Annotated in this window: 19 protein-coding genes; 8 read left to right on the plus strand and 11 right to left on the minus strand. The window is 71.3% G+C overall.

All coding sequences use genetic code 11. The features are described from left to right. Positions 1-37: 37 nt before the first annotated feature. From NZH93_RS44285 to NZH93_RS44310, 5 genes are read right to left on the minus strand one after another with little or no spacing between them, the layout of a single operon-like run. Positions 38-1,591, minus strand: a complete 1,554-nt coding sequence (locus NZH93_RS44285; RefSeq protein ID WP_259629348.1) for a TNT domain-containing protein — start codon at positions 1,589-1,591, stop codon at positions 38-40. Further along, complete coding sequence (locus NZH93_RS44290) at positions 1,588-2,061, minus strand: hypothetical protein (RefSeq protein WP_259629349.1); 474 nt, start codon at positions 2,059-2,061, stop codon at positions 1,588-1,590. Before NZH93_RS44290 ends, NZH93_RS44285 begins: the two co-directional genes overlap by 4 nt. Beyond that, positions 2,024-8,314, minus strand: coding sequence for a WXG100-like domain-containing protein (locus NZH93_RS51090; RefSeq protein ID WP_308214304.1), 6,291 nt, complete (start codon positions 8,312-8,314; stop codon positions 2,024-2,026). Before NZH93_RS51090 ends, NZH93_RS44290 begins: the two co-directional genes overlap by 38 nt. 10 nt (positions 8,315-8,324) lie before the next feature. Then, a complete protein-coding gene (locus tag NZH93_RS44305) occupies positions 8,325-8,636 on the minus strand; it encodes a WXG100 family type VII secretion target (RefSeq protein ID WP_259629350.1) in 312 nt (103 codons plus the stop codon). After that, the gene (locus tag NZH93_RS44310; protein WP_259629351.1) at positions 8,633-9,142 is read right to left on the minus strand and encodes a YbaB/EbfC family nucleoid-associated protein; all 510 of its coding nucleotides are present in this window, start codon (positions 9,140-9,142) and stop codon (positions 8,633-8,635) included. The genes NZH93_RS44305 and NZH93_RS44310 overlap by 4 nt, the downstream gene beginning before the upstream one ends. Positions 9,143-9,259: 117 nt before the next feature. On the opposite strand from NZH93_RS44310, the gene NZH93_RS44315 reads away from it, so the two are divergent. The 4 genes from NZH93_RS44315 to NZH93_RS44330 are packed head-to-tail and all read left to right on the plus strand — an operon-like array spanning position 9,260 to position 12,246. Next, positions 9,260-10,483 carry an MFS transporter gene (locus NZH93_RS44315; RefSeq protein ID WP_259629352.1) on the plus strand — a complete coding sequence of 408 codons (1,224 nt, stop codon included), beginning with the start codon at positions 9,260-9,262 and terminating at the stop codon, positions 10,481-10,483. 16 nt (positions 10,484-10,499) lie between these two features. Further along, on the plus strand, positions 10,500-11,357 hold the full coding sequence (locus tag NZH93_RS44320; protein WP_259629353.1) for a bifunctional methylenetetrahydrofolate dehydrogenase/methenyltetrahydrofolate cyclohydrolase: 858 nt from the start codon (positions 10,500-10,502) through the stop codon (positions 11,355-11,357). 19 nt (positions 11,358-11,376) lie between these two features. Continuing rightward, positions 11,377-11,670, plus strand: coding sequence for a DUF3017 domain-containing protein (locus NZH93_RS44325; protein WP_259629368.1), 294 nt, complete (start codon positions 11,377-11,379; stop codon positions 11,668-11,670). Between the two features lie 6 nt (positions 11,671-11,676). Next, positions 11,677-12,246, plus strand: coding sequence for a dihydrofolate reductase family protein (locus NZH93_RS44330; RefSeq protein WP_259629354.1), 570 nt, complete (start codon positions 11,677-11,679; stop codon positions 12,244-12,246). Here the strand turns inward: NZH93_RS44330 and NZH93_RS44335 are convergent. Then, positions 12,225-13,130, minus strand: coding sequence for a TetR/AcrR family transcriptional regulator C-terminal domain-containing protein (locus NZH93_RS44335; RefSeq protein WP_259629355.1), 906 nt, complete (start codon positions 13,128-13,130; stop codon positions 12,225-12,227). The genes NZH93_RS44330 and NZH93_RS44335 overlap by 22 nt on opposite strands. A 98-nt stretch (positions 13,131-13,228) precedes the next feature. On the opposite strand from NZH93_RS44335, the gene NZH93_RS44340 reads away from it, so the two are divergent. From NZH93_RS44340 to NZH93_RS44350, 3 genes are all read left to right on the plus strand, one after another. Beyond that, a complete protein-coding gene (locus NZH93_RS44340; RefSeq protein WP_259629356.1) occupies positions 13,229-14,332 on the plus strand; it encodes an FAD-dependent monooxygenase in 1,104 nt (367 codons plus the stop codon). A 6-nt stretch (positions 14,333-14,338) separates the two neighbouring features. Next, complete coding sequence (locus tag NZH93_RS44345; RefSeq protein WP_259629357.1) at positions 14,339-16,033, plus strand: ABC transporter transmembrane domain-containing protein; 1,695 nt, start codon at positions 14,339-14,341, stop codon at positions 16,031-16,033. A 77-nt stretch (positions 16,034-16,110) separates the two neighbouring features. After that, on the plus strand, positions 16,111-17,751 hold the full coding sequence (locus NZH93_RS44350; RefSeq protein WP_259629358.1) for an ABC transporter ATP-binding protein: 1,641 nt from the start codon (positions 16,111-16,113) through the stop codon (positions 17,749-17,751). Positions 17,752-17,757: 6 nt separating this feature from the next. Here NZH93_RS44350 and NZH93_RS44355 read toward each other — a convergent pair whose 3' ends face one another. Next, positions 17,758-18,198 carry an anthrone oxygenase family protein gene (locus NZH93_RS44355; RefSeq protein WP_259629359.1) on the minus strand — a complete coding sequence of 147 codons (441 nt, stop codon included), beginning with the start codon at positions 18,196-18,198 and terminating at the stop codon, positions 17,758-17,760. Between the two features lie 71 nt (positions 18,199-18,269). On the opposite strand from NZH93_RS44355, the gene NZH93_RS44360 reads away from it, so the two are divergent. Continuing rightward, positions 18,270-18,959 (plus strand): TetR family transcriptional regulator, encoded by a 690-nt coding sequence (locus NZH93_RS44360; RefSeq protein WP_259629360.1) that lies wholly within the window; start codon positions 18,270-18,272, stop codon positions 18,957-18,959. 227 nt (positions 18,960-19,186) lie between these two features. Here NZH93_RS44360 and NZH93_RS44365 read toward each other — a convergent pair whose 3' ends face one another. From NZH93_RS44365 to NZH93_RS44380, 4 genes are all read right to left on the minus strand, one after another. Next, positions 19,187-22,489: an error-prone DNA polymerase gene (locus tag NZH93_RS44365; RefSeq protein WP_259629361.1), complete on the minus strand. Its 3,303-nt coding sequence runs from the start codon at positions 22,487-22,489 to the stop codon at positions 19,187-19,189. Beyond that, the gene (locus tag NZH93_RS44370) at positions 22,489-22,653 is read right to left on the minus strand and encodes a hypothetical protein (RefSeq protein WP_259629362.1); all 165 of its coding nucleotides are present in this window, start codon (positions 22,651-22,653) and stop codon (positions 22,489-22,491) included. The genes NZH93_RS44365 and NZH93_RS44370 overlap by 1 nt, the downstream gene beginning before the upstream one ends. Next, on the minus strand, positions 22,653-24,218 hold the full coding sequence (locus NZH93_RS44375) for a DNA polymerase Y family protein (RefSeq protein WP_259629369.1): 1,566 nt from the start codon (positions 24,216-24,218) through the stop codon (positions 22,653-22,655). The genes NZH93_RS44370 and NZH93_RS44375 overlap by 1 nt, the downstream gene beginning before the upstream one ends. Beyond that, positions 24,197-24,598 (minus strand): hypothetical protein (locus tag NZH93_RS44380; protein ID WP_259629363.1); only part of this gene is annotated, 402 nt, incomplete at its 5' end. The genes NZH93_RS44380 and NZH93_RS44375, both read right to left, overlap by 22 nt.

Consider the following 24,598-nt stretch of genomic DNA (forward strand, 5'->3'; position numbering starts at 1 on the left):
AGCGCGCGGGAAAACCGAAGCCGGACCGGCTAGGGGGCTACGGAGCGGAGGTCTGGGGCGGGGGTGGGGTGGTCGTGGCTTCCGCCACCTCCAGCAGGCTGCCGTCGGCGAGCAGATCGCGCACCGATTTTCCCAGGAAGAACCCGGTACCACCACCCGGTTGGCCGAACCACGGCACGGCGATGCCCTTGGAGGCCGGGATGGGCCGCTGGACGCGGTACACGTGGTACCGGCGATTCAGCCAGTCCGGTGGCAGCGAGCGGTTGCCGAACATGGTCCGGGCGGCGAAGAGCAGGTTGCCGTTCTCGTCGCCGAACCGGTCGACCTCCACACCCGGCTGGATCACGACCGGCTCGCGGTCGCGCAGCAGCGACAGCGGCGGCTCGTCGGGCAGCGGCTGGATCTCTTGGGAGGGCACCGGCGCGGTCGGCGGGGCGGGCTGGGCGACCGGGGCGGGAGCGGCCTGCTGGGCGCGGGCCGCGTCGCGCTCCGGCGACCACAGGAGCGTGCCGAGCATCGTCTGCGCCGCCGCGGCGGCGTTCGGGAACACGGCGGGCCTGCCGCTGGGGCCGCGGTTGGCGTCCCAGAACTGGAGCTGCCACCCGTTCTCGGTGCCCGGCGCGGGCTCGATGACCAGTGCGTCCAGCTTCGGCTCGACGATCCCGTACTCGTGGGGCGCGACGCCGAAGTGGTTCAGCCGCTCCTGGAGCTGGGCGAGCGCCTGCCGGTCGTGCTCGGCGATCTGCCTGGGCCGGTACTCCGGCAGCGGCTGCGACTCGGCCTCACCGGTCGCGATCCGGGTGGCGGCGTCCTGGGCGGCGTCGTCGACCGGCGGCACCTGGTAGCCGTTGTCGTGGATGTGCTGCACGAGCTGCGGAACCGGGTTCACGCCGTGCTTGCGGAAGTAGTGCGGGACCGCGCCGGACCACACCCACGTGCCGTCGGTGTGGAACGTCTGCGGCACGTCCGGCTCGGCGTCGGGCTGGAGCAGGTCCGGGCCGTAGCCGCGGGCCGCGAGCACCACGGGCGCGTTCTCCAGGTACTTCAGCACGTCGTCGCGGTCCTGCGGGTGCACGGCGGGGCGCGGGGCGATCGGCCTGCCCTGCTCGTCGCTGCCGTCGAACACCGGGGCGTCGTAAAGCCGGACCGAGCCCCGGTCGCCCTCGGCGGGGGTCTCCACCAGCCAGGTCGGGACCTCGGCGCGCGGGAACATCTCCAGTTCCTCGGCGAAGTGCTTCGCCGCGGGCCGGTGCGTCCACGCCGGTTCCTCGGTCCAGTTGTACTCGATGGAGTACACGTTCGGGTGAGCCAGGTGGAACCGCGCCGAGAACCAGGTGCCTTCGCCCTCGCGGTACATGCCCGCGCGAAGCTCCAGGAAGAACGGCAGGGCCTCCTCCGGCAGCGCCCACTCGACGGACTGGCCGAAGATGTTCAGCACCGACACGGGCGCCTCGACGTAGGTGCCCATCGCGCGGAAGTCCAGGAAGAGCTGGCTCCAGTCACCGGGCAGCCGGTGGACGAGCAGGGTCGTGACCGAACCGAGGATCGCGTTCTGCTCCTCGGGGGACAGCCGGGGCTGTGGGGACGTCATGCCTTCTGCTCCTCGTTGCCTGCCGCGATCCTGGTGCTCAGCCAACCGGGGACGAACGCCTCGTCACGGGGGAACACCTCCAGGTCGCGCACCCAGAACTCGGCCGGGATCGGCGGGTTCCACAGCGGGTCGTGGTCCATGTTGTAGGAGAAGTCCATCCGCCCCGGCGCGTCCACCGTGAGCCGCGCCGAGAACCACGTGCCCCGGCCGGGCTTGTGGTGCAACTGCCGCAGCTCGGCGAACACCTTGGTGATGCCCTCGGGGGGCACCACCTCGGCCGTCGCGCCGTTCTCCAGGTACACGGCCAGTTCCGTGTCGTGCACCTTCACGTTGAGCTTCACCAGCAGGTCGATCCGCCGCCAGCCCTCGGGTTCCACTTCGAGCAGCATGGCGCCGATCCGCTGCATCAGCTCTTCCTCGCGGTCGTCCGACTCAGAAGTCGGATGGCCAGAGGGCTGCGTTGTGGTCATTCGGATAGCTCCTGACGTGGATCTTGAAGCGACCGTCCGGCAGTGTCTCGCGCCACCGGGTCTGGTACGTGTGCGGGTGGTCCTGTCCTGGTTCCCGGATCGCGAAGGTGTCGACCAGCTCGATCGAACCGCCCGAGGCCGCCTCCAGGTCCGCGCGGTCCCGCTCCATTTGATACCAGGTCTCCTCGCGCACGAACGCGGGCCGCTCCAGGCCCGAGTTCTGGTCGCGCTGCTGGCTGGAGACGTTGATCAGCTCGCCGGGACCACCGGACTCCTTGCCCTGGTGGTGACCGCCGTCGGCGAGGTTGCGGCCGTCCTCGCCCTTGCCCGCCAGCGCGCCCGCGTCGGTCTGCGACGTGGTGTCGCGGCGGCGTTCCGTGCCGCCGTCGTACTCCGGCACGCCGGTCGACGCGACCGTGTTGGCCCGGTCGTCGGTGAGGAACTTCCACCGGCCGCTGTCGACGTCGTAGACCGCCAGCGGGCGCGGGTTGTTCAGCTCGGCGCTGAACGGCGGAGCCGTGTGGACGTGCGAGACCGCGCCGTCCTCACCGCTCTGGAAGGTGCTGTACGGCCCGCGCTCGTCGGTGAGGCTGAACCGGGTGCCCGGCGGCAGGTCGCGGGTGACGAACGGGTCGTTCGGCCGCACCGGCCGCTCGACCTCCGCGCGCTGCTCCGGCGTCCACCCGCTGGTGTCGCCGTCGATCCGCACGGTCCGGACGACCTGGTTGTTCTCGTCCCGCAGCGGCCTGCCGTTCTCGCCGAGCGGGATCTCCTGGGTGACCCGCACCTCGCCGTTCGGCGGGTCCGGCCACGTCGGCGTCTGCGCCGCGCCGGTGCCGTAGTACGGATCGGTGGTGATGTCCGCGCCCTCGGGGGCCCGCGCCATCTCCGGGTTCAGCCGACCGCGCTGACCGGACTCGGTCTCGACGTGCGTGAGACCGCCGTCCTCGACGAACACGCGGGTGCGGACCCGGTCGCCGTCGCGGACCACGTACTCCGTGTCCGAGGCCAGCGGCTGCCCGTCGTGCTGGGTCAGCGGCCGGTTCTGCGGCAGGCCCGTGACCTCGACCTGGTTGCTCGTCGCAGGCCGCTCGTAGGTGACACCCGGCTCCGGGCGACCCGTCGCGTCGGTGCTGAACTCCTGGTAGAGCGGGCCGCGGTCGACGTTGTAGTTCGAGCCGGGGATCGGGTTGGCGACCTCCGGGTTCGGGCGGTCGCCCGCGTTCTCCGGCGCGGCCACCCACCTCGGCGTGCCGTTCTCGTCGGTCTGCACGGTGCCGCGGTGGTTGCCCTCGGTGTCCGTGACGTCGAACCGGGTGTTCGGCGGCAGGTCCTGGCGGGCGGTGAACGCGTCGTTCGGGCCGGGCGCCATCGGGTGGCCGCGGCCGATCGTCTGCTCGCCGTTCGCGGGCGCGGGCGGCTCGGTGATCGTCACCGGCCTGGTCACCTCGACGGACTTGCCACCGATCTTGACCCGGTCGTCCTGCGTCTGCGGCGACCCGTCCTGGCCCGCCACGAACACGTCGTTGTGGTTGCCGACCTGGACGCGGTAGTTGGCGTCCGGGTGCGGGTGGGCGATCTCCGGGTTCACGCCGTCGCGGGTGTTCGGCGCGATGGCGTCGACGCTGACCGCGCCCTCGGCGTCCACGTGCACGACCGAGCGGAGCTGCCCGTTCTCGTTGAGCACCTCGATGCGCGTGTCGAGCGGCAACTCGCGGCCGTCGAACAGCGACTGGCCGTCGCGCAGCCGCACCGTCTGCTCGTGCGTGGTGCTCGGCTCGGTCCAGGGGGTCTGGACCTGCGGCTGGAGGTCGCGGTCGCCCCGGTGCTCGGCGTCGATGCTGTCGGCCAGGTCGCCCGTCGGCGTGTGACCGGGCGGCATCCCGTTCTCGCCGACCGGCGCGCTCGTGCCGTCCGGCTCGAACGCGTGCCAGCCGCCGTCCGGCGGGATCCGCGGGTGCTGCTGGCCGTTCGTCGTCTCCGGGGAGCTGGAGTAGACGTTGCCGTGCCGGTCCGACCACGCCAGGCTGTCCGGCGCGATCACCTGCTGGCCGGTCTCGCGGGCCACGTGCGCGGCGAGGCTGTTCTCGCCACCCGCCGCGGCGTCGCAGCCGACGAGCATGATCGGCCGACCCGCGAGGTCCGGATGGTTGTTGATCAGCTCGACCAGCTCGGCCCGCGTGTAGTGGGTCTCGCCGATCCGGACGCCGTCGCCCGCGGTGTGCACGTCCAGGACGGCGTGGTCGCCGGTGGCCGGGATGCGGGAGGAGAGGTCGCGCAGCGGCGCCTCGGCGTGCAGCGCGACGCCCGCCGGGGTGACCTCGCTGGACCGGATCGCCTGGTCCACCCGCGGTGACACGTCGCCGAGGGGGGTGGGGCCGGTCGGGGTCGTGGGGGTGCCGGTGTCGGTGGGGGTGTTGTCGAACGCGCCGTTCTGGGCGTCCGCGACCGTCGCCGTGTCCGGGGTGAGGACGGTGCTGCCGTCGGGGCCGTGCGTGCCGAAGTCCGGCGGCAGGACGACGCCGTTCGGCGGCGGCGAGGGCACCTCGTGCAGGACACCGGCTTCGCGCAGGCTGTCCAGGTTCACCCGGCCGCTGGCGTCCGCCAGGCTCGGGTCGAACACCGGCTGGAGCTGGCGCGCGCCACCGGGCTGGTCGAACGCGGGCGCCACGGTCGCCAGCTCGACCAGCATCGGCCGGTCCAGCACGTAGACGTGATAGCCCTTGCCCATGCTGTCCGGCAGGATCGCGCGCTCGCCGAACCCGTACGGCTGACCGTCCGGTCGCAGCGGCGACAGGAAGTCGCCCTGCGGGCTGCCGAACCGGTCGAGCACCGTGCCGGCGGGCAGCTCCACGACCACCCGCGCACCCGCGGCCCCCTGGTTCGGCGGCCACGCGATCGGGCCGTTCACCGTGCCGTCGGTGGTGTTGTGGCGCATGAACTCGTCGAACGTCCCGTGCGGGCCGTACGGCTGGTAGGTCGGCTCGATGAGCGCCGCCACCCGCTGGTCGTACGTGCCGACCTCGCGGTCACCCGCACCGGTGCTCTCGTGGACCGGGATGTACGGGCCGTCGTCCGAGAAGCCCGGCACGACACCGGTCGGGTTGCCCCAGACGTTCTTGTGGGGATCGGTCGCCGGGTCGGCGCTCGGGCCCGCGTTGGGGGTGGGGTCGGGCGTGCCGGGGGTCGCGCCGGGGTCCGTGCCGCGGCTCGCCGGGGCCGGGTCGGAGGGCCACTGGTGAGTGGAGGCGGCGGAGCTGCCGTCGGGGTTGGTGGTCGGCGCGTGGTGCGGTGGGGAGGTGGGGGTGGTGCCGGGGTCCGGGGTGCCGGGGGTGGCCGGGGAGCGGCCGTCGGGGGTGCCTGGGGTCCGGTGGTCGGGGGTACCGGGCGTCCGGTGGTCGGGGGTGCCAGGGGTCCGGCCGTCGGGAGTACCGGGGGTCCGGCCGTCGGGCGTGCCGGGAGAGCGGTGGTCGGGGGTGCCGCCGGGGGTACGCGGGTCCGGGGTGGCGGGGGCGCGGTGGTCCGGGGTGCCGGAGGTGCGCGGGTCCGGGGTGCGCGGGGGTGCGTCGGTCGGGGTGTTGCGGGCCATCGGGGCGTCCGGGCGGGTTGGGGCCGGACCGGACTGGCCGCCTGGCTGGGGGCCGGCGTGCTGGGGTGCGGGGCCGCTCGGCGGCGGGGTGAAACCGCCCGGCTGGGGGCCGAAGCCTCCCGGTTGCGGGGTGTAGCCGCCGGGCTGCGGGCCGCGTGGTTCCGGGCTGGTGTGCGGCGGGGTGAAACCCTGTGGTGGGGCGGAAACCGAGCTGGCGCCCACCGCGTCCGCCGTGTGCGACGGGCGGGTCGTAGACGGCGACGGCTCGGTGAACAGACCACCCGCCATCGCCGGACCGCGACCTCCGGCAGGCGGCGCGAACCCGCCCTGCGCCGGACCGTGGTCGCCACCGGGAGTCGAGTTGGAGTGCGAACCCGGACCACTCCCCTGAGCGGAGTGCGAACCACCCGCGGCGGGCACACCGGCAGCAGGCATGAACCCACCCCCGACCGGAGCCGCACCGTTACCGGGAACGGGCCCCGCGGCAGCAGGAGCCGCGTGCGAACCACCGGGAACGGGGCCGGTACTGCCAGGGGTCGGGCCGCCGGGAGCGGCGTGCGAACCACCGGGAGCCGGGCCGACACTGCCGGGAGTCGGACCACTGGGAGCAGCGTGCGAACCGCCAGGAACAGGGCCGGTACTGCCGGGAGTCGGGCCGCTGGGAGCGGCGTGCGAGCCGCCCGGAACGGAGCCGGTGCTGCCGGGCGTCGGGCCGCCGGGAGCGGCGTGCGAACCGGGAGCACCCGGAGTCGAGCCGGGAGCGGGGCTGGAACCGCCCGGAGCGGCGTGCGAACCACCGGGGGTCGGGCCAACCGCGGCGGGGGCCTGCGAACCGGGCGAGTGCGAGCCACCGGGAGCAGGGGAACCGCCGGGCGTCGGACCGCCGGGCGTCGAGCCCGCGCCAGGCGAGTGGGAACCACCAGGCGTGGAGCCAGGAGCGGGTGAGCCGCCAGGGCTCGAAGCGCCAGGTGTGTGCGAGCCACCGGAAGGCGAGCCGCCGGGGGTCTGGCCGCCCGCGCCGGGGGCATGCGAGCCACCAGGCGTCGGGCCGCCTGCGGCGGGAGCCGACGAACCGCCGGGGGTCGTGCCGCCGGAACCGGGGGTGTGCGAACCGCCCGAACCACCCGGCGTCGAGCCGCCGGAGGGGCCGCCGGGAGTCGAACCGCCCGACGGGCCGCCAGGTGCGTGCGAGCCACCGGGGGTCGAGCCGCCGGAGGAACTGCCTGGGGTCGGGCCGGTGGGTGAGCTGCTGGGGGACGAGCTGGGGCCCGCGCTGTGGGAGGCGCCGGTGTTGGAGCCGCCGGGCGTCGGGCCGCCGAGGCCGGGTGCGGTCGGGGCGCCGAGCCTGCTGCTCACGGACGACGGGGACGAGCCGCCCGCGGCCGCTGGGGCCGGGCCGCCCGCCGGGGCACCGCCGGGCATGCCTGCGGGGGCGTAGGTCGGGGGCTGGTTGCTCGCCGGGGCGCGGTCCGGGCTGGTGCCGCCGGGTATGCCGGGCGTCGGGGTGGGCACGGTCGGTGCGGGTGGGGCGGCGACGGTGGAGGCGTTGGTGGTGTCGACGCCGGGGCGGGGCGCGGCCGGGGCGTCGGGCGAGCCGCCGCCCGTCGGGGCCGGGCCGGAACCGCCGGGCACGCCACCGGGCGGCATCCCACCAGGGGTGCCACCGGGACCTCCGCTCGGACCGCCACCGGGACCGCCGTTCGGGCCTCCACCAGGACCGCCACCGGGGTTGCCGGAGGGCCCCAGGTCGGGCGGGCCGCTGCCGGGTGTGGGACCGAGGTCGGGTGGGCCGCCGCCGGGACCGCCGGGGGTGATGTGCGGGGCTTCGACGGTGATGCCGTCCTTGGCGCCGCCGATGCTGCCGGAGACCGCGCCTGAGGTCGCGCCGAGCAGCACGTCCCTCGCGCTGATGTCCTGGCCCATCGCGACGGAGGTTCCGACGGAGCTGACCGCGCCCTCGACCGCGCCGCGGGTGGCGCCGACGGCGACCTGGCCCGCGAGTCCGCCGCCCTGGAACTTCACGCCGCCGGACAGCCCGCCGACCAGACCCGAGACCGCGCCGGAGACGGCCGCCTCGCCGGTCTTGCCCCAGTCCCAGTCCTTGCGCTCGCCGGACAGCATCTGGATGCCCTGGATGGCCGCGTCGATGCCCACCGAGATCGCGACCTCCTTGAGGATCGCGATGATCAACTGCCGGAAGGTGAACTGGACGATGAGCCGGGTGGCCTGCTGGGCGATGGGGATGCCCGCGGAGGCCGTGCCGAAGGTGGCGAACGCGGCGGCGATCAGCGCGGCGATCTCGATGGCCAGCGCGATCAGCGAAGCGATGATCGACAGCTTCGTGTACTCGACCTCGAGCGCGGTGCCGTCGCAGCTCTCCGCCAACTGCTCGCAGATCTTCTTGAGCTTGGGCAGGTACGACTCGTCGCCGTCGGAGAACTTCTTCCAGTACTCCTCGAACGCGGTCGCCGCCGCGCCGACCTGGCTGGCGACGACGGTGCTCGCGGCGCCGTTGCCCTGGTCGATCACGCCCTGCACGCCTTCGGCGGCGGCGCGGTACGCGTCGGCCATGCGGCGCAGAGCGGTCTCGTCGCCCTCCGGCCAGCTCTGCCCGACCACGATCGGGAAGAGCCAGGTGATCTCGCTCGGGATTTCGATACCCACCCGGTGCCCCTCAGTAAGTCTTGGAAATACCCGCGGAGTTGCCCTGGTCAGAGCCCTCGTAGGTGTCGGCGGACTGGTCTACGCCCTTGCGGATGTCGCCGAGCGCCGTGGTCAGGTTCTTGAACGCGTCGCCGGTCGCCTTGGCGTTCGGCACGTACTCCTTGGCGAACGCCTGGCCGGACTCGTCGCCGCCCCAGCACTCGCCCTCCCCGCTCAGCGCGGAGTCCAACGCCTTGAACACGCCGTCGAGCGCGTCGGCGGCCGAGCTGAACTGGGTGCCGCCCTGCCGCATGCCCTGGACGTCTACCTGGAAGCCGGTCACCAGCCGCTCCTCTCCATCACGCTGCCGCCCTCGTCGTCGTCATCGGCCGAGCGCCTGCGCGGCGGCGGGGTCGACGACGGCGGGGTGGGGACGGGCGGCGCGGGCGGGATCAGGTCCGCCAGCGACGGGACACCCGGCAGCATCTCGGAGAGGTCGAGGCTCGGCCCCTCCTGCGCGGTCGCGAGGACCTCGTTCAGCTCCGTGCGGGACTTCGCGACGGCCGCGATGACCGTCTCGGTGGCGACCCTGGCCAGTTTGTCCGGCGTGCTGCGCTCGAACGCGTTCGGCGAGAACTCCAGCGACGTCAACGCGCCGGACGAGTCGACGCGCGCCGTGACGCTGCCGTCCTGGGAGGTGGCGCTCGCGGTGATCGCCAGCGCCTTGGCCTGCGCTTCGCGCATCTCGGCGGTCTTGCGGTGCAGCTCCGACATGAGCGAGTCGACCTGCTCGCGCATGGCGGCGTTGCGCGCCTCCAGCTCAGCCCTACGTCCACCCGGTGCGGTCACGGCCGTCCCCTCGCTCAGGTCGTCTTTGGGTCCTGACGCTAAACGACCCCGCCGGGTTCCCGTCCCCGCTTGGAAAATCGCGACCATTTTGTCGGTGGTCGGAGGCACAGTGGAGGGGTGCTGCGCCCTTACCGCCAACTCGCCGGCGTCCCCCACCTCGTCTCGCTCCTGCTGTGGTCGATGATCGGTCGGGTGCACCTGACGGGCACACCGCTGGCGCTGTCGTTCCTCGTGGCCGGGTGGACGGGGTCGTACGCGCTGGCGGGCGTGGTGGGCGGGGCGCTCACGCTGGGGCTGGGCGTGGCGGGTCCGCTGCGCGGGCGGGCGGCGGACCGGGCGCCCGCGAGCAAGCTGCTGCTGGTGACGGGCGGGCTGTACGCGACGGGCATCGGGGTGCTCGGGCTGCTGCCGTCGGTCCTGCCGAGGGGCGCGTGGCCGGTGGCCGTGCTGGTGGCGTTCCTGACGGGCCTGTGCACGCCGCCGGTGACGCAGTTGACCAGGGCGAGCTACCCGCGGATGGCGAAGGGCGCCGCGCAGCAGGCCGTGTACACGGTGGAAGCGTCGTTGCAGGAGTTCATGTACATCGTCGGTCCGATGATGGCCGCCGTGCTGGTCGCGTTCGCGAGCCCGCGGACGGCGATCTGGGTGTGCGGGGTGCTCGCGCTGGCGGGCACGCTGGGGTTCCTGTTCGCGCTGCGCCGAGCGGGTCTGGACGAGCCGGTGCCCGCGTCCGGGTCGCACAGCGGCCGGTCGCTGCTGGCGGAGTCGGGGCTGGTGAAGGCGCTGGTCGTGGCCACGGCGACGGTGATGTCGCTGGTCACCATCGACATGGTGATCATCGCGTGGGCCCGCGACCTCGGCCAGCCGGCCATGGCGGGGGTGCTGACGGCGGTGTGGGGCGTCGGCTCGGTGCTCGGCGGTCTGGTCGTGGGCGGGTTCCGCGGTGAGCCCCGGTTCGCGCTGCGGATCGGGCTGATGGCGGCGGGCATCGCCGCGCTGATCCCGGTGCTGCCGCCGGTCATGACGCCGTCGTCGCCGTGGCTGATCGGCGGGGTGCTGCTGGTCGGCGGGCTGGCCATCGCCCCGGCCATCGCGGCGAACAACGCCAGGATCGGGGGTCTGGCGCCGAACGGCCGGAAGGCGGAGGCGTTCGGCTGGATGTCGATGGCGACGACGGCGGGCGCGGCGATGGCGCTGCCAACGGCGGGGTGGCTGCTCGACCACGTCGGGCCCGCCGCGGCGGCCGGGTCGGCGGCGCTGGCGGGCGTGATCGGCACGCTCCTGGCCCTGCGCGTGCCCCACGGCACGCACGAGGTCGCCGAGGCCGAGACCAGCGCGTGATGCGAGGATGGAGCCCGTGACGGCGACGATCCTCAATGGCAGGGCCACCCGAGACGCGATCTTCGAAGACCTGCGCGAGCGGGTCTCGGCGCTGGTCGAGCGGGGGGTGACCCCCGGTCTGGCGACGGTGCTGGTCGGCGACGACCCCGGTTCGCACTCGTACGTGAAGGGCAAGCACACGGCGTGCGCGAAGGTCGGCGTCACGTCGATCCGCCGCGACCTGCCCGCCGAGACGACGCAGGCCGAGTTGGAAGCCGTCATCGACGAGCTGAACGCGGACCCGGCGTGCACCGCCTACATCGTGCAGCTCCCGCTGCCGAAGCACCTGGACGCGAACGCGGTCCTGGCGCGGATCGACCCGGCCAAGGACGGCGACGGCCTGCACCCGACGAACCTCGGCAAGCTGGTGCTGGGCGAGGCCGCTCCCCTGCCCGCGACCCCGCGCGGTGTCGTGGAGCTGCTGCGGCGCTTCGACGTGCCGATCTCCGGCGCGAACGTGACCGTGGTCGGCCGCGGCGTGACCGTTGGCCGTCCGATCGGCCTGCTGCTGACCCGCCGCAGCGAGAACGCGACCGTCACCCTGTGCCACACGGGCACGAAGGACCTGGCCACCGAGGTGCGCCGGGCGGACATCGTGATCGCGGGCGCGGGCAGCCCCGGCCTGATCACGGCGGACATGGTCAAGCCCGGCGCGGCCGTCGTCGACGTCGGCATCACCCGCACCGAGGCCGGTCTGGTGGGCGACGTGCACCCGGACGTGGCCGAGGTCGCGGGTTTCCTGGCCCCGATCCCCGGTGGCGCGGGCCCCATGACCATTGCGATGCTGCTGACCAACACGGTCGAAGCCGCCGAGCGCTCGCTCACGACGGCGTAGGGCGGGAGCGGTGGAACTGATGCCGGAGCAGCGCTGGCGGTCGGCGGCGGGTCAGCACCTGCCGTTCGCGCTGGTGCTGGGCGTGACGCTGCTGGGCCTCGTGCGGATCGTGCAGTACCACTGGCGGCAGGGCGTGGTGCTGATCGGCATCGCGCTGCTGCTCGCGGCGCTGCTGCGGGTGCTGGTGACCGACGAGCAGGCGGGCCTGATCGCGATCCGCGGCCGGGGTGTCGACGCGCTGCTGTACTCAGGACTGGGCGTGGCCGTGATCGTGGTGGCGATGACCATCACCGGCGGCCCCTTCAGCAGGTAAGGACGCATGCGCACCCTCACTTACTACGTGGCCGCGTCCGTCGACGGGTTCATCGCGGCGGCCGACGGTTCGTTCGACGCGCTGATGCTCGACGGCGACCACATGGCGATGATCTTCAGCGAGTACCCGGACACGATCCCCGCGCAGGGCAGGGAAGCGCTCGGGCTGCTCGACGTGCCGAACCCCAACTTCGACACGATCCTCATGGGGCGCGCCACCTACCAGGTGCCGGGCGGGCTGCCGAGCCCGTACCCGCACCTGCGCCAGTACGTGGTGTCGAGCACCCTCACGGGCACGCCGGACGACGTCGAGGTGGTCTCCGGCGACGTGCTGGGGAAGGTCCGCGAGCTGAAGGCCGAGGACGGCCTCGGCATCTGGCTGTGCGGCGGCGGGAAGCTGGCCGCCGCGCTGCTGCCGGAGATCGACGAGCTGGTCCTGAAGGTCAACCCGGTCGTGCTGGGCCGCGGGATCCCGCTGTTCGACGGCGGGTTCCCGGCCGCGCGGTTCACGCTGGAGGGCACGCGCGTGTTCGAGAGCGGTGTGGCCGTGATGACCTACCGGAACAGCGCCGCGTAACCGTCCAGCAGGCGCTGGAGGCCGAACTCGAACACGTCGTCGAGGTCGAAGTCGAACGGCGTGCCGACGACGCGGGCGAACGCCGGGAACGTGCCGGAGTCGATGGCGGGCCCGAACAGGTCGCCGTTCTCGTCGACCCACTGGTCGGCGGACAGGCCCGTGTCGGCTTCGGCCTGCGCCTCCGGCTCGATGCTCAGTGCCGTGCCCCGCACGTAGCCGAACAGCGTGATGTGCGCGTGGAACACCACGGTCGGGCTCTGGCCGTGGCCCTCCAGCGCGCGCATCACCCACTCGGCGTGGTGCAGCAGGTTCGGCATCGGCTGGGGGCGGGTCAGCGAGAGCAGCTTCGGCAGCCACGGGTGCGCGCGGTAGGCGGCCCACTGCATCCTGGCCACCAGTTCCAACTGCGCCCGCCAGGTCGGCGGCGGCACGGCTGGTAGCCGGTGCTGGGCGAACACCGTGTCGGCCATGAGCATCGCCAGCTCGTCCCGGCCGCGCACGTGCTTGTAGAGCGACATCGTCGGCACGCCCAGGTCGGCGGCGACCGACCGCATCGACAGCCCGTCGAAGCCCTGCTCGTCGGCTATGTCGATGGCCGCGTCCACGACCCGTGCGCGGGTCAGCCGGGCGGCCGAGTCGCGGCGCGGGACCGAGCGCCTGCTCGGCGCGGGGGTCGCCACGACCGTGCCGACCCTCGGCACCGCGCGCACCAGACCCTCGTCGCTCAACGCCGCCACGACCTTCGTGGCCGTGGCCATGGCCACGCCCCACTCGGCGGCGATGCCGCGCACCGACGGGACCCGGCTGCCCGGCGGCAGCTCCCCCTCCTGGATCCGGCGCTTCAGCTCGGCGGCGATCCTGAGGTACGGCGGATCCTCGGCCACGACTCCCCCTGCACTAGTGCAGGAACCCGGTTTTCCCTTGGAGAACACGGTTTCTGCGACTTTGTACATCGTACCCAGCGAACGACGTGGAGGTTTCGATGAAGGTGCTGATCTCGGGGGCGGGCGTGGCGGGGCCGGTGCTGGCCCACTGGCTGCGGCGCGGCGGCTGCACCCCGACCGTCGTGGAACGGTCGCCCGCGCCGCGCGTCGGCGGGCAGGCGATCGACGTGCGCGGCGTCGCGCTGGAGGTCGTGGACCGGATGGGCCTGCTGGACGACCTGCGGGCGGCGGCCACGGGAATGCGCGGGATGTCGTTCGTGGACGACGACGGCGTGGAGGTCATGCGCAGCACCGAGGAGACGCTGACCGGCGGCGTGGTGGGCGGCCCGGACGTGGAGGTCCTGCGCGACGACCTGAGCGCGCTCTTGTTGCGCGGCAACGAGGACGCCGTCGTGTTCGGCGACTGGATCACCGCGCTGGACGAGCACGAGCAGGGCGTCCGCGTGACCTTCGACAGCGGCCGGGTGGAGGACTTCGACCTCGTCGTCGGCGCGGACGGACTGCACTCGGCGGTGCGAGCACTGGCGTTCGGCGACGAGTCGCGCTACCTGCACCACCTCGGCGTGTACCTGTCGGTGTTCACCACGCCGAACTTCCTGGACCTCGACCACTGGCAGGTGTTCCACCGCACCGAGGGCCGGATGTCCGGCGTCTACAGCGCGCGCGGCAACACCGAGGCGCGGTCGATGCTCGGGTTCGAGTCGCCACCGCTGGACTTCGACCACCGCGACCTCGACCAGCAGCGGAAGCTGGTCGCCGACCGGTACGAGGGCGTCGGCTGGGAGACGGGGCGGCTGCTGGCGTTCATGGACGAGGCGCCGGACTTCTACTTCGACTCGATGAGCCAGGTGCGAGTGGAGCGCTGGTGGCGCGGCCGGGTCGCGCTCGTCGGCGACGCGGGCTACTGCGGGTCACCGCTGTCCGGGCAGAGCACGAGCGCCGCGATCGTCGGCGCCTACGTCCTGGCGGCCGAGTTGAAGGCCGCCGCGGGCGACCACCGGACGGCGTTCCCGCGCTACCAGGAGGTGCTGCGGGACTACGTGGCGCGCAACCAGGCGCTGGCCACCGACACCCCCGGCGAGCAGGCCACGCCGGAGAGGCTGGCGGCCGCCGCGAACGCCCTGGAGCTGCCCGGCTGGTGACCTAGGGTGAAGATCGTGCTTCCCCACCTGCCCCACGACGATCCGGGAACGCCCGACGTCCGCGGCCCCGGCCGGTTCCTGTGGTGGCTGGTGAAGGCCCAGCGCGGACGCGTCGCGGTGGCCGTCGTGGTCAGCAGCACGTGGATGGCGCTGCTGACGCTGCCGCCGCTGATCATCTCGCGGGCCGTCGACGAGGGGCTCCAGCAGGGCAACTCGGGTGTGGTGGCCCGGTGGGCGTTGACGCTGCTGGGGGTCGGCGCGGTCACGGCGGTGTGCGGGATGCTGCGGCACCGGCTGATGACGTTCATCCGGCTCGACGCCTACTACCGGACCACGCAGCTCGTGCTGCGGCAGGTCGTGCGGCTCGGGGCGTCGCTGCCGCGCCGGGTGTCGGCGGGTGAGGTCGTGAACATCGGCAGCACGGACCTCCAGCAGATCACCCGCGTGATGACGATCAGCGGCCCCGGTGTCGGTTCCGTCGTCGCGTTCGCGCTGGTGGGCACGCTGCTCACACGAGTGTCACCGTTACTCGCGGCCGTGGTGCTGATCGGCGTGCCGCTGCTGGTGGGCGTGCTCGTGCCGCTGCTGAAGCGGTTGCAGGCCACCGAGACCGGCTACCGCGTCGAGCAGTCGGCGGTGACGGCCCGCGCGGGCGACATCGTGGCCGGGCTGCGGGTGCTGTGCGGCATCGGGGGCAAGGACGTGTTCGCGGACCGGTACCGGACGGCGTCGCGGGCGCTCCAGGCGCAGGGGTACCGGGTCGGCGCCGTGACGAGCTGGATCCAGGGACTGGGCATCGGGCTGCCGTCCCTGTTCGTCGCGGGGGTCACGTGGCTGGCCGCGCGGATGGCCGCCGCCGGGACGATCACGATCGGCGAGGTGATCGCCGTGTACGGGTACGCGGCGGCGCTGATCGTGCCGGTGTTCTTCCTGATGGAGGGCGCGGAGGACCTGACCCGCGGCCTGGTCGGCGCCCGACGGGTGGTGCGGCTGCTGGTGCTGGACCCGGAGGTCTCCGCACACGGGCCGGGAGTTCCGGGACCTGCCGGCCCCGCCGACCTGCGCGACCCGGACTCCGGTCTGGTGGTACCCGCCGGGCGGATGCTGGCCATCGCGGCGACCAGGCCCGCCGACGCGGTGGAGGTCGTGGACCGACTGGGCCGGTACGTCGACTCCGACGCCACGTGGGGCACGGTGCCGCTGACGGCGATGGCGATCGACGAGGTGCGCCGCCGGATCCTGGTGGCGGACAACGACTCCCACCTGTTCGCGGGCGCGCTGCGGGAAGCCGTGGCAGGCCGGACGACGCCGGACGACGCCACCATCACCGCCGCCGTGCACACGGCCGTCGCGGCGGACGCCGTGCCGGACGGGCTGGAATCCGCAGTGGAGGAGCAGGGCCGCACGCTGTCCGGCGGCCAACGGCAACGACTCCGACTCGTGCGCGCCCTGCTGGCCAACCCCGACGTCCTGCTGCTGGTAGAGCCGACATCAGCCGTGGACGCACACACCGAAGCCCTGATCGCGACCCGCGTCCACCAGGCAAGACGCGGACGAACGACCGTAGTAACCAGCACGTCCCCGCTACTGCTCGACCAAGCCGACGAGGTGGCGTACCTGGTGGACGGCAAGATCGTGGCAACCGGCACCCACCCACAACTGCTGGAACACCCCGGCTACCACGCACTGGTGTTCCGGTGACCGCCCGCCTGCCAGTCGCGAACGCCACCCGAACACGCCGCGCGGTATGGCGTCTCATCCGAGCCGACGCCCGTGCGATGACCCTCGTACTACTGCTCAACGGACTAGCCGCCGCCGCAGGCCTAGGCGGACCTTGGCTGCTGGGAGAAATCGTCAACGCGGTCCGCAACCGCGCCCCGGTGTCCACTGTGGACCTACTGGCACTGGGGATCGTCGCTTTCGCCGTCGCCCAGGTCCTGCTGATCAGATCCGCCCGCTACGCGGGACACCGATTCGGCGAACGCGCACTGTCATCCTTGCGCGAGCAGGTCGTCGACCGAGCACTGGCACTACCAACAACAGTGGTAGAACGAGCCGGCACCGGCGACCTGATGACCCGCACCTCAACGGACGTAGCCGCCATCGGCACCACCCTCCGCGACGGCGCCCCCGAGGTGTTCATCTCCCTAGTGCAGACCGCCCTCCTCTTCACCGCCGTGTTCTTCCTGCACCCCCTGCTAGGCCTGTGCGGCCTGGTCGGCGCACCGATCCTCTGGCTGTCCACCCGCTGGTACCTCCGACGCGCACGCGACGCCTACCTCGCCGAGGCCCGAGCCAACTCCGAACAGGCAGAACACCTCTCCGCCACCTCACTCGGCGCACGGACCGTGGAAGCGCTAGGCCTGGAGCAACGGCGGCTCGCAGGAGGCAACGACCGGATCACCACCGGCTTCACCACCAAACGGCACACGCTGTGGCTGCGCAACGTGTGGTTCCCAATCCTGGAGTTCGCCCACACGCTGCCGGTAGCGGCGATGCTGGTAGTAGGCGGCCACCTGCACGAGTCGAACGCGGTCAGCCTGGGCGCGGTGATCACCGCAACCTTGTACGCGTGGCGGCTGAACGCCCCACTGGACACGATCTTCCAGTGGGCCGACCAACTACAGACCGGCAGCGCCGCACTGTCCAGGATCGAGGGAGTCGGCGAAGCCGTGGTCCCAACACCCACCACCAAGACCGTCCCGACAAACGACCGCCTGGTCGTGTCAAACGTGCACTACGCGTACCGCAAGGGCCACGACGTCCTCGTAGCCGTCAACCTCACCGTGCACCCCGGCGAACGCCTGGCAATCGTCGGCCCATCCGGCGCGGGCAAGTCCACGCTGGGCAAACTACTGGCAGGCGTGGACACCCCCCACACGGGCAGCGTCACCGTAGGCGGCGTACCAGTAGCCCAACTCCCCGCACACGAACTCCGCCAACGCGTCCTCCTGGTCACCCAGGAACACCACGTCTTCCTGGGCACCCTCCGCGACAACCTGGCCATGGCCGCACCGAACGCCACCGACAAGGCCATGCACAAAGCCCTCTCCACAGTGGACGCCACCTGGGCAACAACCCTCGACGCCCCTCTGGACAACACCACCCTCAACCCCGCCCAGGCCCAGCAACTCGCACTGGCACGGGTAGTGCTCGCCGACCCCCACACGGTCGTACTGGACGAGGCAACAGCCGCACTGGACCCCACCACAGCCCACCACGCAGAACGCGCGATGGCCAAGGTCCTGGCAGGCCGCACCGTCATCGCCATCGCCCACCGCCTGCGCACCGCCCACGACGCCGACCGCGTAGCCGTCATCGACAACGGCAGGATCACCGAACTGGGCACCCACAACAACTTGGTAGCCGCACAAGGCACCTACGCAACCCTCTGGCACTCCTGGCAAGCAGCCACCTGACCCGACCTAAGCCAACGCCACCAGAAACAACCCAAACGCCACAACCGCAGCCACAGTGCGCACGGTGTCCATCCTCTCCCACCGCCCAATCACCGCCCGCCACCCAACAGGCGGCACCTCCGGATCCCACTCAGCCAACGCCTGGTTAAGCGGCGCCGTACCAACAAACGTGGTCACCGTCCACACCACCATCGCCACAACACCACCCCACCGAGCAACCCCCAAACCACCAACCGCGGCCACAGCCACAGCGATCCCACTGAGGAACGCAGGCACGTAGATCGACGGCACCAACACCCGCAAAGTCCTGATCAACCCTTGCCGCATCCGCAAATGAGCCACCTCAGGCAAGGCAGCCAACGGCCCACGCACACCAAACCGCACAACAACCTCAACACCAGCCAACAGTCCCCCGAAGAACAGGTTCACAAGCACCACGATGTCCATAGCCCGAAACATACAGTCACTAGAACTTTACTGCAACTAGAATTTTCCAGACACCCGACTACACTCCCCCCATGAGCACCCGGACGGTGAACTGGACAGCCCTACAAGACGCCACACCGTCACCAGAGGGCCTGCGCGAGCGCAAGAAACGCCTCATGCGCCAACAACTATCGGACACCGCAACAGAAATGTTCATCGAACGCGGCTTCGACGCCGTACGAGTCTCAGAAATCGCCGAGGCCTGCGGCGTCTCAGAAAAAACAGTCTTCAACTACTTCCCCACCAAGGAATCCCTGGTACTAGACCTGGGAGAAGCAACACTAAACGCACTGAACGACCTGGCAGACCCCAAGTCCCCCCCAGTCGAAACAGCGGTGAGAATCCTAAACGAACAACTACAAGCAATCACCACCTGGCTATCCGCCCAGGAAAACGCCGCAGAAGCCATAAACAAATTCCGCCAATTCGGAACACTGGTAGCACAAACACCAGCACTACGAGCCCACCAACGAGACATGACAGACAAGCTGGTCACAGCAGCAGCACAAATACTGGCCACTCGCCTAAACCAAGACACCAACGACCCCGAACCACAAATCGCCGCAGTAGCACTACTAGGCCTCTGGCAAGTACAGTTCCAAGCCCTACGAAAGCACCTGGACGCAAACCAAACACCCGAAGAAATCGCAAAAGCAGTAACAGCAGACGTACAACGAGCAGCAAACACAATAAACAAAGGCCTAACAACCCTAGGCAAATAACCACCTGGCGACCCACCCCAAAACGGCAGACACAGCCCTAAAACCGTGGCCGATTTTACTTGGGGGATTCGACCCTTAAACTTGCGCCGGGCGGCAGCTTCACCCTCTGCCCTTTTTGCCCCGGCGAAGGGTCGAATCTAGGGGCCCCAAGTCAAATCGGCCACACCACGCTGGAACTCGACCATCCACCAACCAACCACGCTGGAACCGCACCCTCCCCCACCCCCTCACCGAAAATCCCGAGACCGCGACGGAATCCTCAAATCCAACTGCTGCAACCGATCCGCCAACACACTAACCACCCCCTCAGCAATCTCCACAGTCCCCCGAACCAACAAAGCCGGACTATTCAAAGCCACCCGCCGATACCGAGCCCACAACCCAACAGAACAAACAACATTAACCATCCCAGTCTCATCCTCAATATTCAAAAACGTAACCCCACCAGCAGTAGCAGGCCGCTGCCGATGCGTCACCGCCCCACCAACAAGCACCCTCGTACCAGGATAAAGCTCCCCCAACCCCACCACAGGCAACGCCCCCAACCCCCTCAACCTCCCCCGCACGAACTGCGTAGGAAAACTATCCGGCGACAACCCCGTAGCCCACACATCAGCCACAGCCACCTCAACCTCATCCATCCCCGGCAACAACGGAGCATCAGTCCCCACCACCACCCCAGGCAACCGATCCGGCCGAGCATTAGCCACCGCCCCGGCAGCCCACAAAGCCTCCCGCCGCCCCACCCCAAACCCACCAAAAGCCCCCGCAGTCGCCAACGCCTCCACCTGCGGAGTACTCAACCTCACCCGCCCTCCCACATCCACCAAATCCCGATACAACCCCCCACGCCCCCTCTCCTCCACCAACGCCTCAGCAACCCCCTCCCCCACAGCACGAACAGCACCCAACCCGATCCGAACAGCCTGCTCCCCCTCAAAAACCTCCAACCCCGCATGCACCAGACTCCGATTAACATCCGGCCCCAACACCCGAACCCCATGCCTCCGAGCATCAGCCACCAACGACTGCGGCGAATAAAACCCCATGGGCTGAGCCCTCAACAAAGCAGCACAAAAAGCCGCCGGATAATACAACTTAAACCAAGCACTAACAAACACCAAGTGCGCAAAACTCAAAGCATGACTCTCCGGAAACCCAAAATTGGCAAACGCCAACAACTTCGCATAAATCTTCCCAGCCAACCCCTCCTCAATCCCATGCCCAGCACACCCGGCATAAAACCGATCCCTCAACCTCTCCATCCGATAAGTAGACCGCTTAGCCCCCATGGCCCGCCGCAACTCATCCGCCTCAGCAGGCGTGAAATCAGCGACATCCACAGCGATCTGCATCAACTGCTCCTGGAACAACGGCACCCCATAGGTCCGATCCAGCGCCTTCTTCAACCGGGGATGATCGTGCTCCCACTCCTCCTTCCCATTCCGCCGCCGGATGTACGGATGCACGGACCCACCCTGAATAGGCCCAGGCCGGATCAACGCGACCTCCACCACCAGGTCGTAGAACTCCCGCGGCTTGAGCCGAGGCAGAGTAGCCATCTGCGCCCGACTCTCCACCTGAAAAACACCCACAGAATCCGCCCGGCACAACATGTCGTAAACCGCGCCATCCGCCAGGTCGATCCGTCCCATGTCGACCTCGACCCCGTGGTGCTCCCCCACCAGATCGATCGCGTAGTGCAGCGCGGACAACATCCCCAACCCGAGCAGGTCGAACTTGACCAGGTTGATCGACGCGCAATCGTCCTTGTCCCACTGCAACACGGTCCGGTTCGCCATCCGCGCGGGCTCCACCGGGCACACCTCGCTGACCGGCCGGTCGCAGATGACCATGCCCCCGGAGTGGATCCCCAGGTGACGCGGGAAGTTCTCCAACTGCGCGGCCAACTCCACCACCGGCAACGGGATCCCGCTGTCCGCCACGGTGTCGCGCAACGGCCCCCACCGGTCGATCTCCCGACTCCACGCGTCCTGCTGCCCCGGCGCGTACCCCAGCGCCCGAGCCATGTCCCGGACCGCCGACTTCGCCCGGTAGCTGATCACGTTCGCCACCTGCGCCGCGTGCCTGCGCCCGTACTTCTCGTAGACGTACTGGATCACCTCCTCCCGGCGGTCCGACTCGATGTCCAGGTCGATGTCCGGCGGCCCGTCCCGAGCCGGGGCGAGGAACCGCTCGAACAGCAGCTCGAACCGCACCGCGTCGACGTTCGTGATGCCCAGCGCGAAGCAGACCGCCGAGTTCGCCGCGGAACCCCTTCCCTGGCAGAGGATCCCGCGCTCCCGGCAGAACCGGACGATGTCGTGCACCACGAGGAAGTAGCCGGGGAACCCCAGCTCCTCGATGATCCGCAGCTCGTGCTCCACCTGCTGGAACGCCTTGGGGTTCTCCCCGACGGAGAAGTACCGCCGAGCCGCGCCCGCACGGGTCAGGGTCCGCAGGTGGCTGATCTCCGTCTCCCCCGGCGGCACGCCGAACGGCGGCAGCTTGGGCGCCACCAGCTTCAGGTCGAACACGCACTGGAGGCCCAGCACCGCGGCCCGGTGCACGGCTCCGGGGTAGCGCGCGAACCGCCGGGCCATCTCCTCGCCGGACCGCATGCACGCCCCCGCGGCGGGCGGCAGCCACCCGGCCATCTCGTCCAGGCTCCGCCGCGCCCGCACGGCTGCCATCGCCGCGGCCAGCCGGGCCCGTGACTGCGTCGCGTAGTGCACGGCGTTCGTGGCGACCGTCGGCAGCCCCAGGTCGGCCGCCATGCCCGCGAGGAGGTCGTTCCTCGTGCTGTCGGTGGGGAACCCGTGGTCGGTCAGCTCCACGAACACGCGTTCCGCGCTGTACAGCTCGACCAGCCGCCGCAACTGCCCGAACGCCGCCTCCGGCCCCTCCCGGTCCAGCGCGCGCCGCACCGCCCCCTTGCGGCACCCCGTCAGCACGACGCAGTTCTCGCGGGTGTCGGCCACGACCTGCTCCAGGTCGTAGACCGGCCGCCCCTTCTCCGCGCCGTCGGCGAGCTGCCCGTTGGTGATCGTCCGGCACAGCTCGTAGTAGCCGTCCTCGCGGAGGGCGAGCAGCAGCAGGTGCTCACCCTCCGGGTCCGGGATCCCGTTCTGCGGCTGGGAGAGCCCGACGCTCAGCTCGGAGCCGAACACCGTGCGCACACCCAGTTCCTTCGCCGCCTCGGCGAACCGCACGACGCCGTACATGCCGTCGTGGTCGGTCAGCGCGACGGCGTCCAGGCCGAGCTGCTGCGCCGCCTCCACCAGCTCCTCCGGGTGGCTCGCGCCGTCCAGGAAGCTGAAGTTGGAGTGCGCGTGCAGCTCCACGTACGGCGTGCGGGTCTGGAGCATCCCCAGCTCGTCCATCCGCAAGCCCTGCTCCGGCGACGCCTCGTACCGCTCGCGGTGGTGCGTCCAGGCCGGGCTGTCACCGCCGTCGCCCTTCTCGTACGGCTTGCCGGACAGCGCGCGCTCCAGGTCGGACCAGCGAACCGGCGGGTTGTTCCAGCCCATCAGAACAGCTCGTCGGGGGCCCGCCTCGGCAGCGGGATCAGCACCGGCGGCGGCGTCCAGCCGAACCAGGCCAGGTACGCGGGCGCCTCCTGGCGTTCACCGTCCTGGTCGATCTCGCCCATCTCCCGCAGCCAGTCCACGATCCCCTGGTAGTCGTCAGCCATCAGTCGTACACCCCTTCCACCGCCCACCGGCCGCCCGTGCGCACCAGCAGGAACGCTTGTTCCGCCCCGTTCTCGCCCGCGGTCAGCACCTGGAGGCGCGCCGCGCGGTGGGCCGCCTCGGCGTCCCACCACCGTTCGTCGACCGGCCACGGCCCGGCCCAGCCCCGCACCTCCTGGGACCCGCCGCCGACCAGCACCCGGTGCGGCGGCGCGGTCAGCTCGTAGCGACCGGTCACGCCGACGTCCGCGCCCGTCCCGTCCACCAGCCCGACCGGCACCGGCTCCACCGGCACCGTCGCGGGTGACGGCGCGGGCAGCCGCCCCGGCCACGGCTGGTCCGGGTCCGCCGCGGGCACCCGCTCGTCGCCCCACGGCACGAGCCGCACCTGTTCGGCGGGCCCCCGCCCACCGCCCAGCACCGGCGTCACCACCGATCCGGGCCCCAGCAGGCCCTGGACGTGCACCAGCGCCCGCGCCGCTCGGTCCGCGACGTCGCCCTGGCCCTGGTCGAGCAGCCCCAGTTGCAGCGCCGCCGCGCCCACGACCTCCTCGGGGTCGAGCCGCAGCACCGCGATGCCCGACGTGAGCCGGGTGGTCGTCAGCCAGCCGTCGAGCTGCCACCGCACCCGGTCCGAGATCCCTTGCGGGGTGAGCGGTTCCGCGCACCGCCACACCCGTGACAGCTCCTCGCCGGTCTCGGTGGTCGCCCTGATCCCCAGCCTGGTGCACGCCACCCCCTTGGCCACCAGCCCGACGTGCAGCAGCTCGGCCAGCCCCTTCGCCACGAACGCGGCCGCGTCCACCCGGTCCACCGGCGGGTCGAGGTGCTGCGCCACGGACAGCTCGGGCGGCGGCGTGCGCCGGTCGTGCGCCCGATCCTCCAGCCCGCGCGCCAACCGGTGGGCGAGCACCGCCTCACCGCCGAACCGCGACGCCACGTCCCGTTCCGGGATCTGCGCGAACGCCCCGAGCGTCCGCAAACCCAGGCGCCGCAGCAGGTCCACCAGTTCGGGTCGGCCCCTGCGGCGTTCGGCGGGCTGGTCGAGCTCCGCGATCCCCAGCGGCGCCAGGAACTCCTCGGTCAGGCCCTCCGGCACGATCAGCCCGCGGTGCGCCGCGAGCGTGGCCGCGAACAGGCCGTCCGCGATCCCCACCTGCGCTTCCACGCCGGTCGTGTCCGCGATGTGGTCGATCACCTTCTCCGCGGCGGCTTCCGCGCTCTTGAAGTACCCGACGGGCCCTCTGGCGGGCACCGCCACCAGGCCCGGCCGGACCACCTCGATCCCCGGCGCCAGGTGCTCGACGGCGGCGGCGACCGGCTCGAACACCCGCGCGTCCCGCTCCGGGTCGTCCTCGAACAGCACGACCTCCGGGCACCGCGCTTGAGCGCCCCGCTTCCGCTGCCCCCGCCGGACCCCCTCCGCGCGAGCGGTGGCCGAGCAGTGGACGACCTCGTTGCCCAGCACCACGGCGGCGGGCACCTGCGCGGGCGTCCCGGCCTCCGCCGAAGCGGCGACGACGGGCCAGTCCTGGCACCAGACCGTCAACGTCCGCACCACGACCACCCCGCTCTCCGCACGCACCACAGCCACGCGCGAGCGAGCAGGACCCGACTCGACCGACCACCCGCTCCTCCCCGCCGCGGGACTTCCGCCAGCCGATCCCCCCGACGCCCGACACCGAGCCGCACCTCGTAGCGACCGGGCAGCGCGGCGATCTCCTCCTCCACGCACATCGGCCTCGAAACCCACTGGGCCTTGGCAGGCCGAACACCGGGCAACGCCCCCGCCCGCGACACCCGAACCGAGCACTCCACGACCAACGGCACCACCCACGCCACACCGCGAACCGGCCCAAGCAGCACTCCCGGCCCACCGCTCCGGAACCCCATCACCCCGCCACCGCCACGACCGACCGCGCCACGCGTCGGGTCGAGCCGATGCCA

The sequence above is a fragment of the Umezawaea endophytica genome, from assembly GCF_025061645.1.
In the GTDB taxonomy this organism is placed as follows: Bacteria; Actinomycetota; Actinomycetes; order Mycobacteriales; family Pseudonocardiaceae; genus Umezawaea; species Umezawaea endophytica.

What these genes read in the sequence shown, in the direction of transcription:
- NZH93_RS44285 (WP_259629348.1), bottom strand. Translation starts at nt 1,591, where the DNA reads ATGACGTCCCCACAGCCCCGGCTGTCCCCCGAGGAGCAGAACGCGATC.
- NZH93_RS44290 (WP_259629349.1), bottom strand. Translation starts at nt 2,061, where the DNA reads ATGACCACAACGCAGCCCTCTGGCCATCCGACTTCTGAGTCGGACGAC.
- NZH93_RS44325 (WP_259629368.1), top strand. Translation starts at nt 11,377, where the DNA reads ATGCCGGAGCAGCGCTGGCGGTCGGCGGCGGGTCAGCACCTGCCGTTC.
- NZH93_RS44330 (WP_259629354.1), top strand. Translation starts at nt 11,677, where the DNA reads ATGCGCACCCTCACTTACTACGTGGCCGCGTCCGTCGACGGGTTCATC.
- NZH93_RS44340 (WP_259629356.1), top strand. Translation starts at nt 13,229, where the DNA reads ATGAAGGTGCTGATCTCGGGGGCGGGCGTGGCGGGGCCGGTGCTGGCC.
- NZH93_RS44350 (WP_259629358.1), top strand. Translation starts at nt 16,111, where the DNA reads ATGACCCTCGTACTACTGCTCAACGGACTAGCCGCCGCCGCAGGCCTA.
- NZH93_RS44355 (WP_259629359.1), bottom strand. Translation starts at nt 18,198, where the DNA reads ATGGACATCGTGGTGCTTGTGAACCTGTTCTTCGGGGGACTGTTGGCT.
- NZH93_RS44360 (WP_259629360.1), top strand. Translation starts at nt 18,270, where the DNA reads ATGAGCACCCGGACGGTGAACTGGACAGCCCTACAAGACGCCACACCG.
- NZH93_RS44365 (WP_259629361.1), bottom strand. Translation starts at nt 22,489, where the DNA reads ATGGGCTGGAACAACCCGCCGGTTCGCTGGTCCGACCTGGAGCGCGCG.
- NZH93_RS44370 (WP_259629362.1), bottom strand. Translation starts at nt 22,653, where the DNA reads ATGGCTGACGACTACCAGGGGATCGTGGACTGGCTGCGGGAGATGGGC.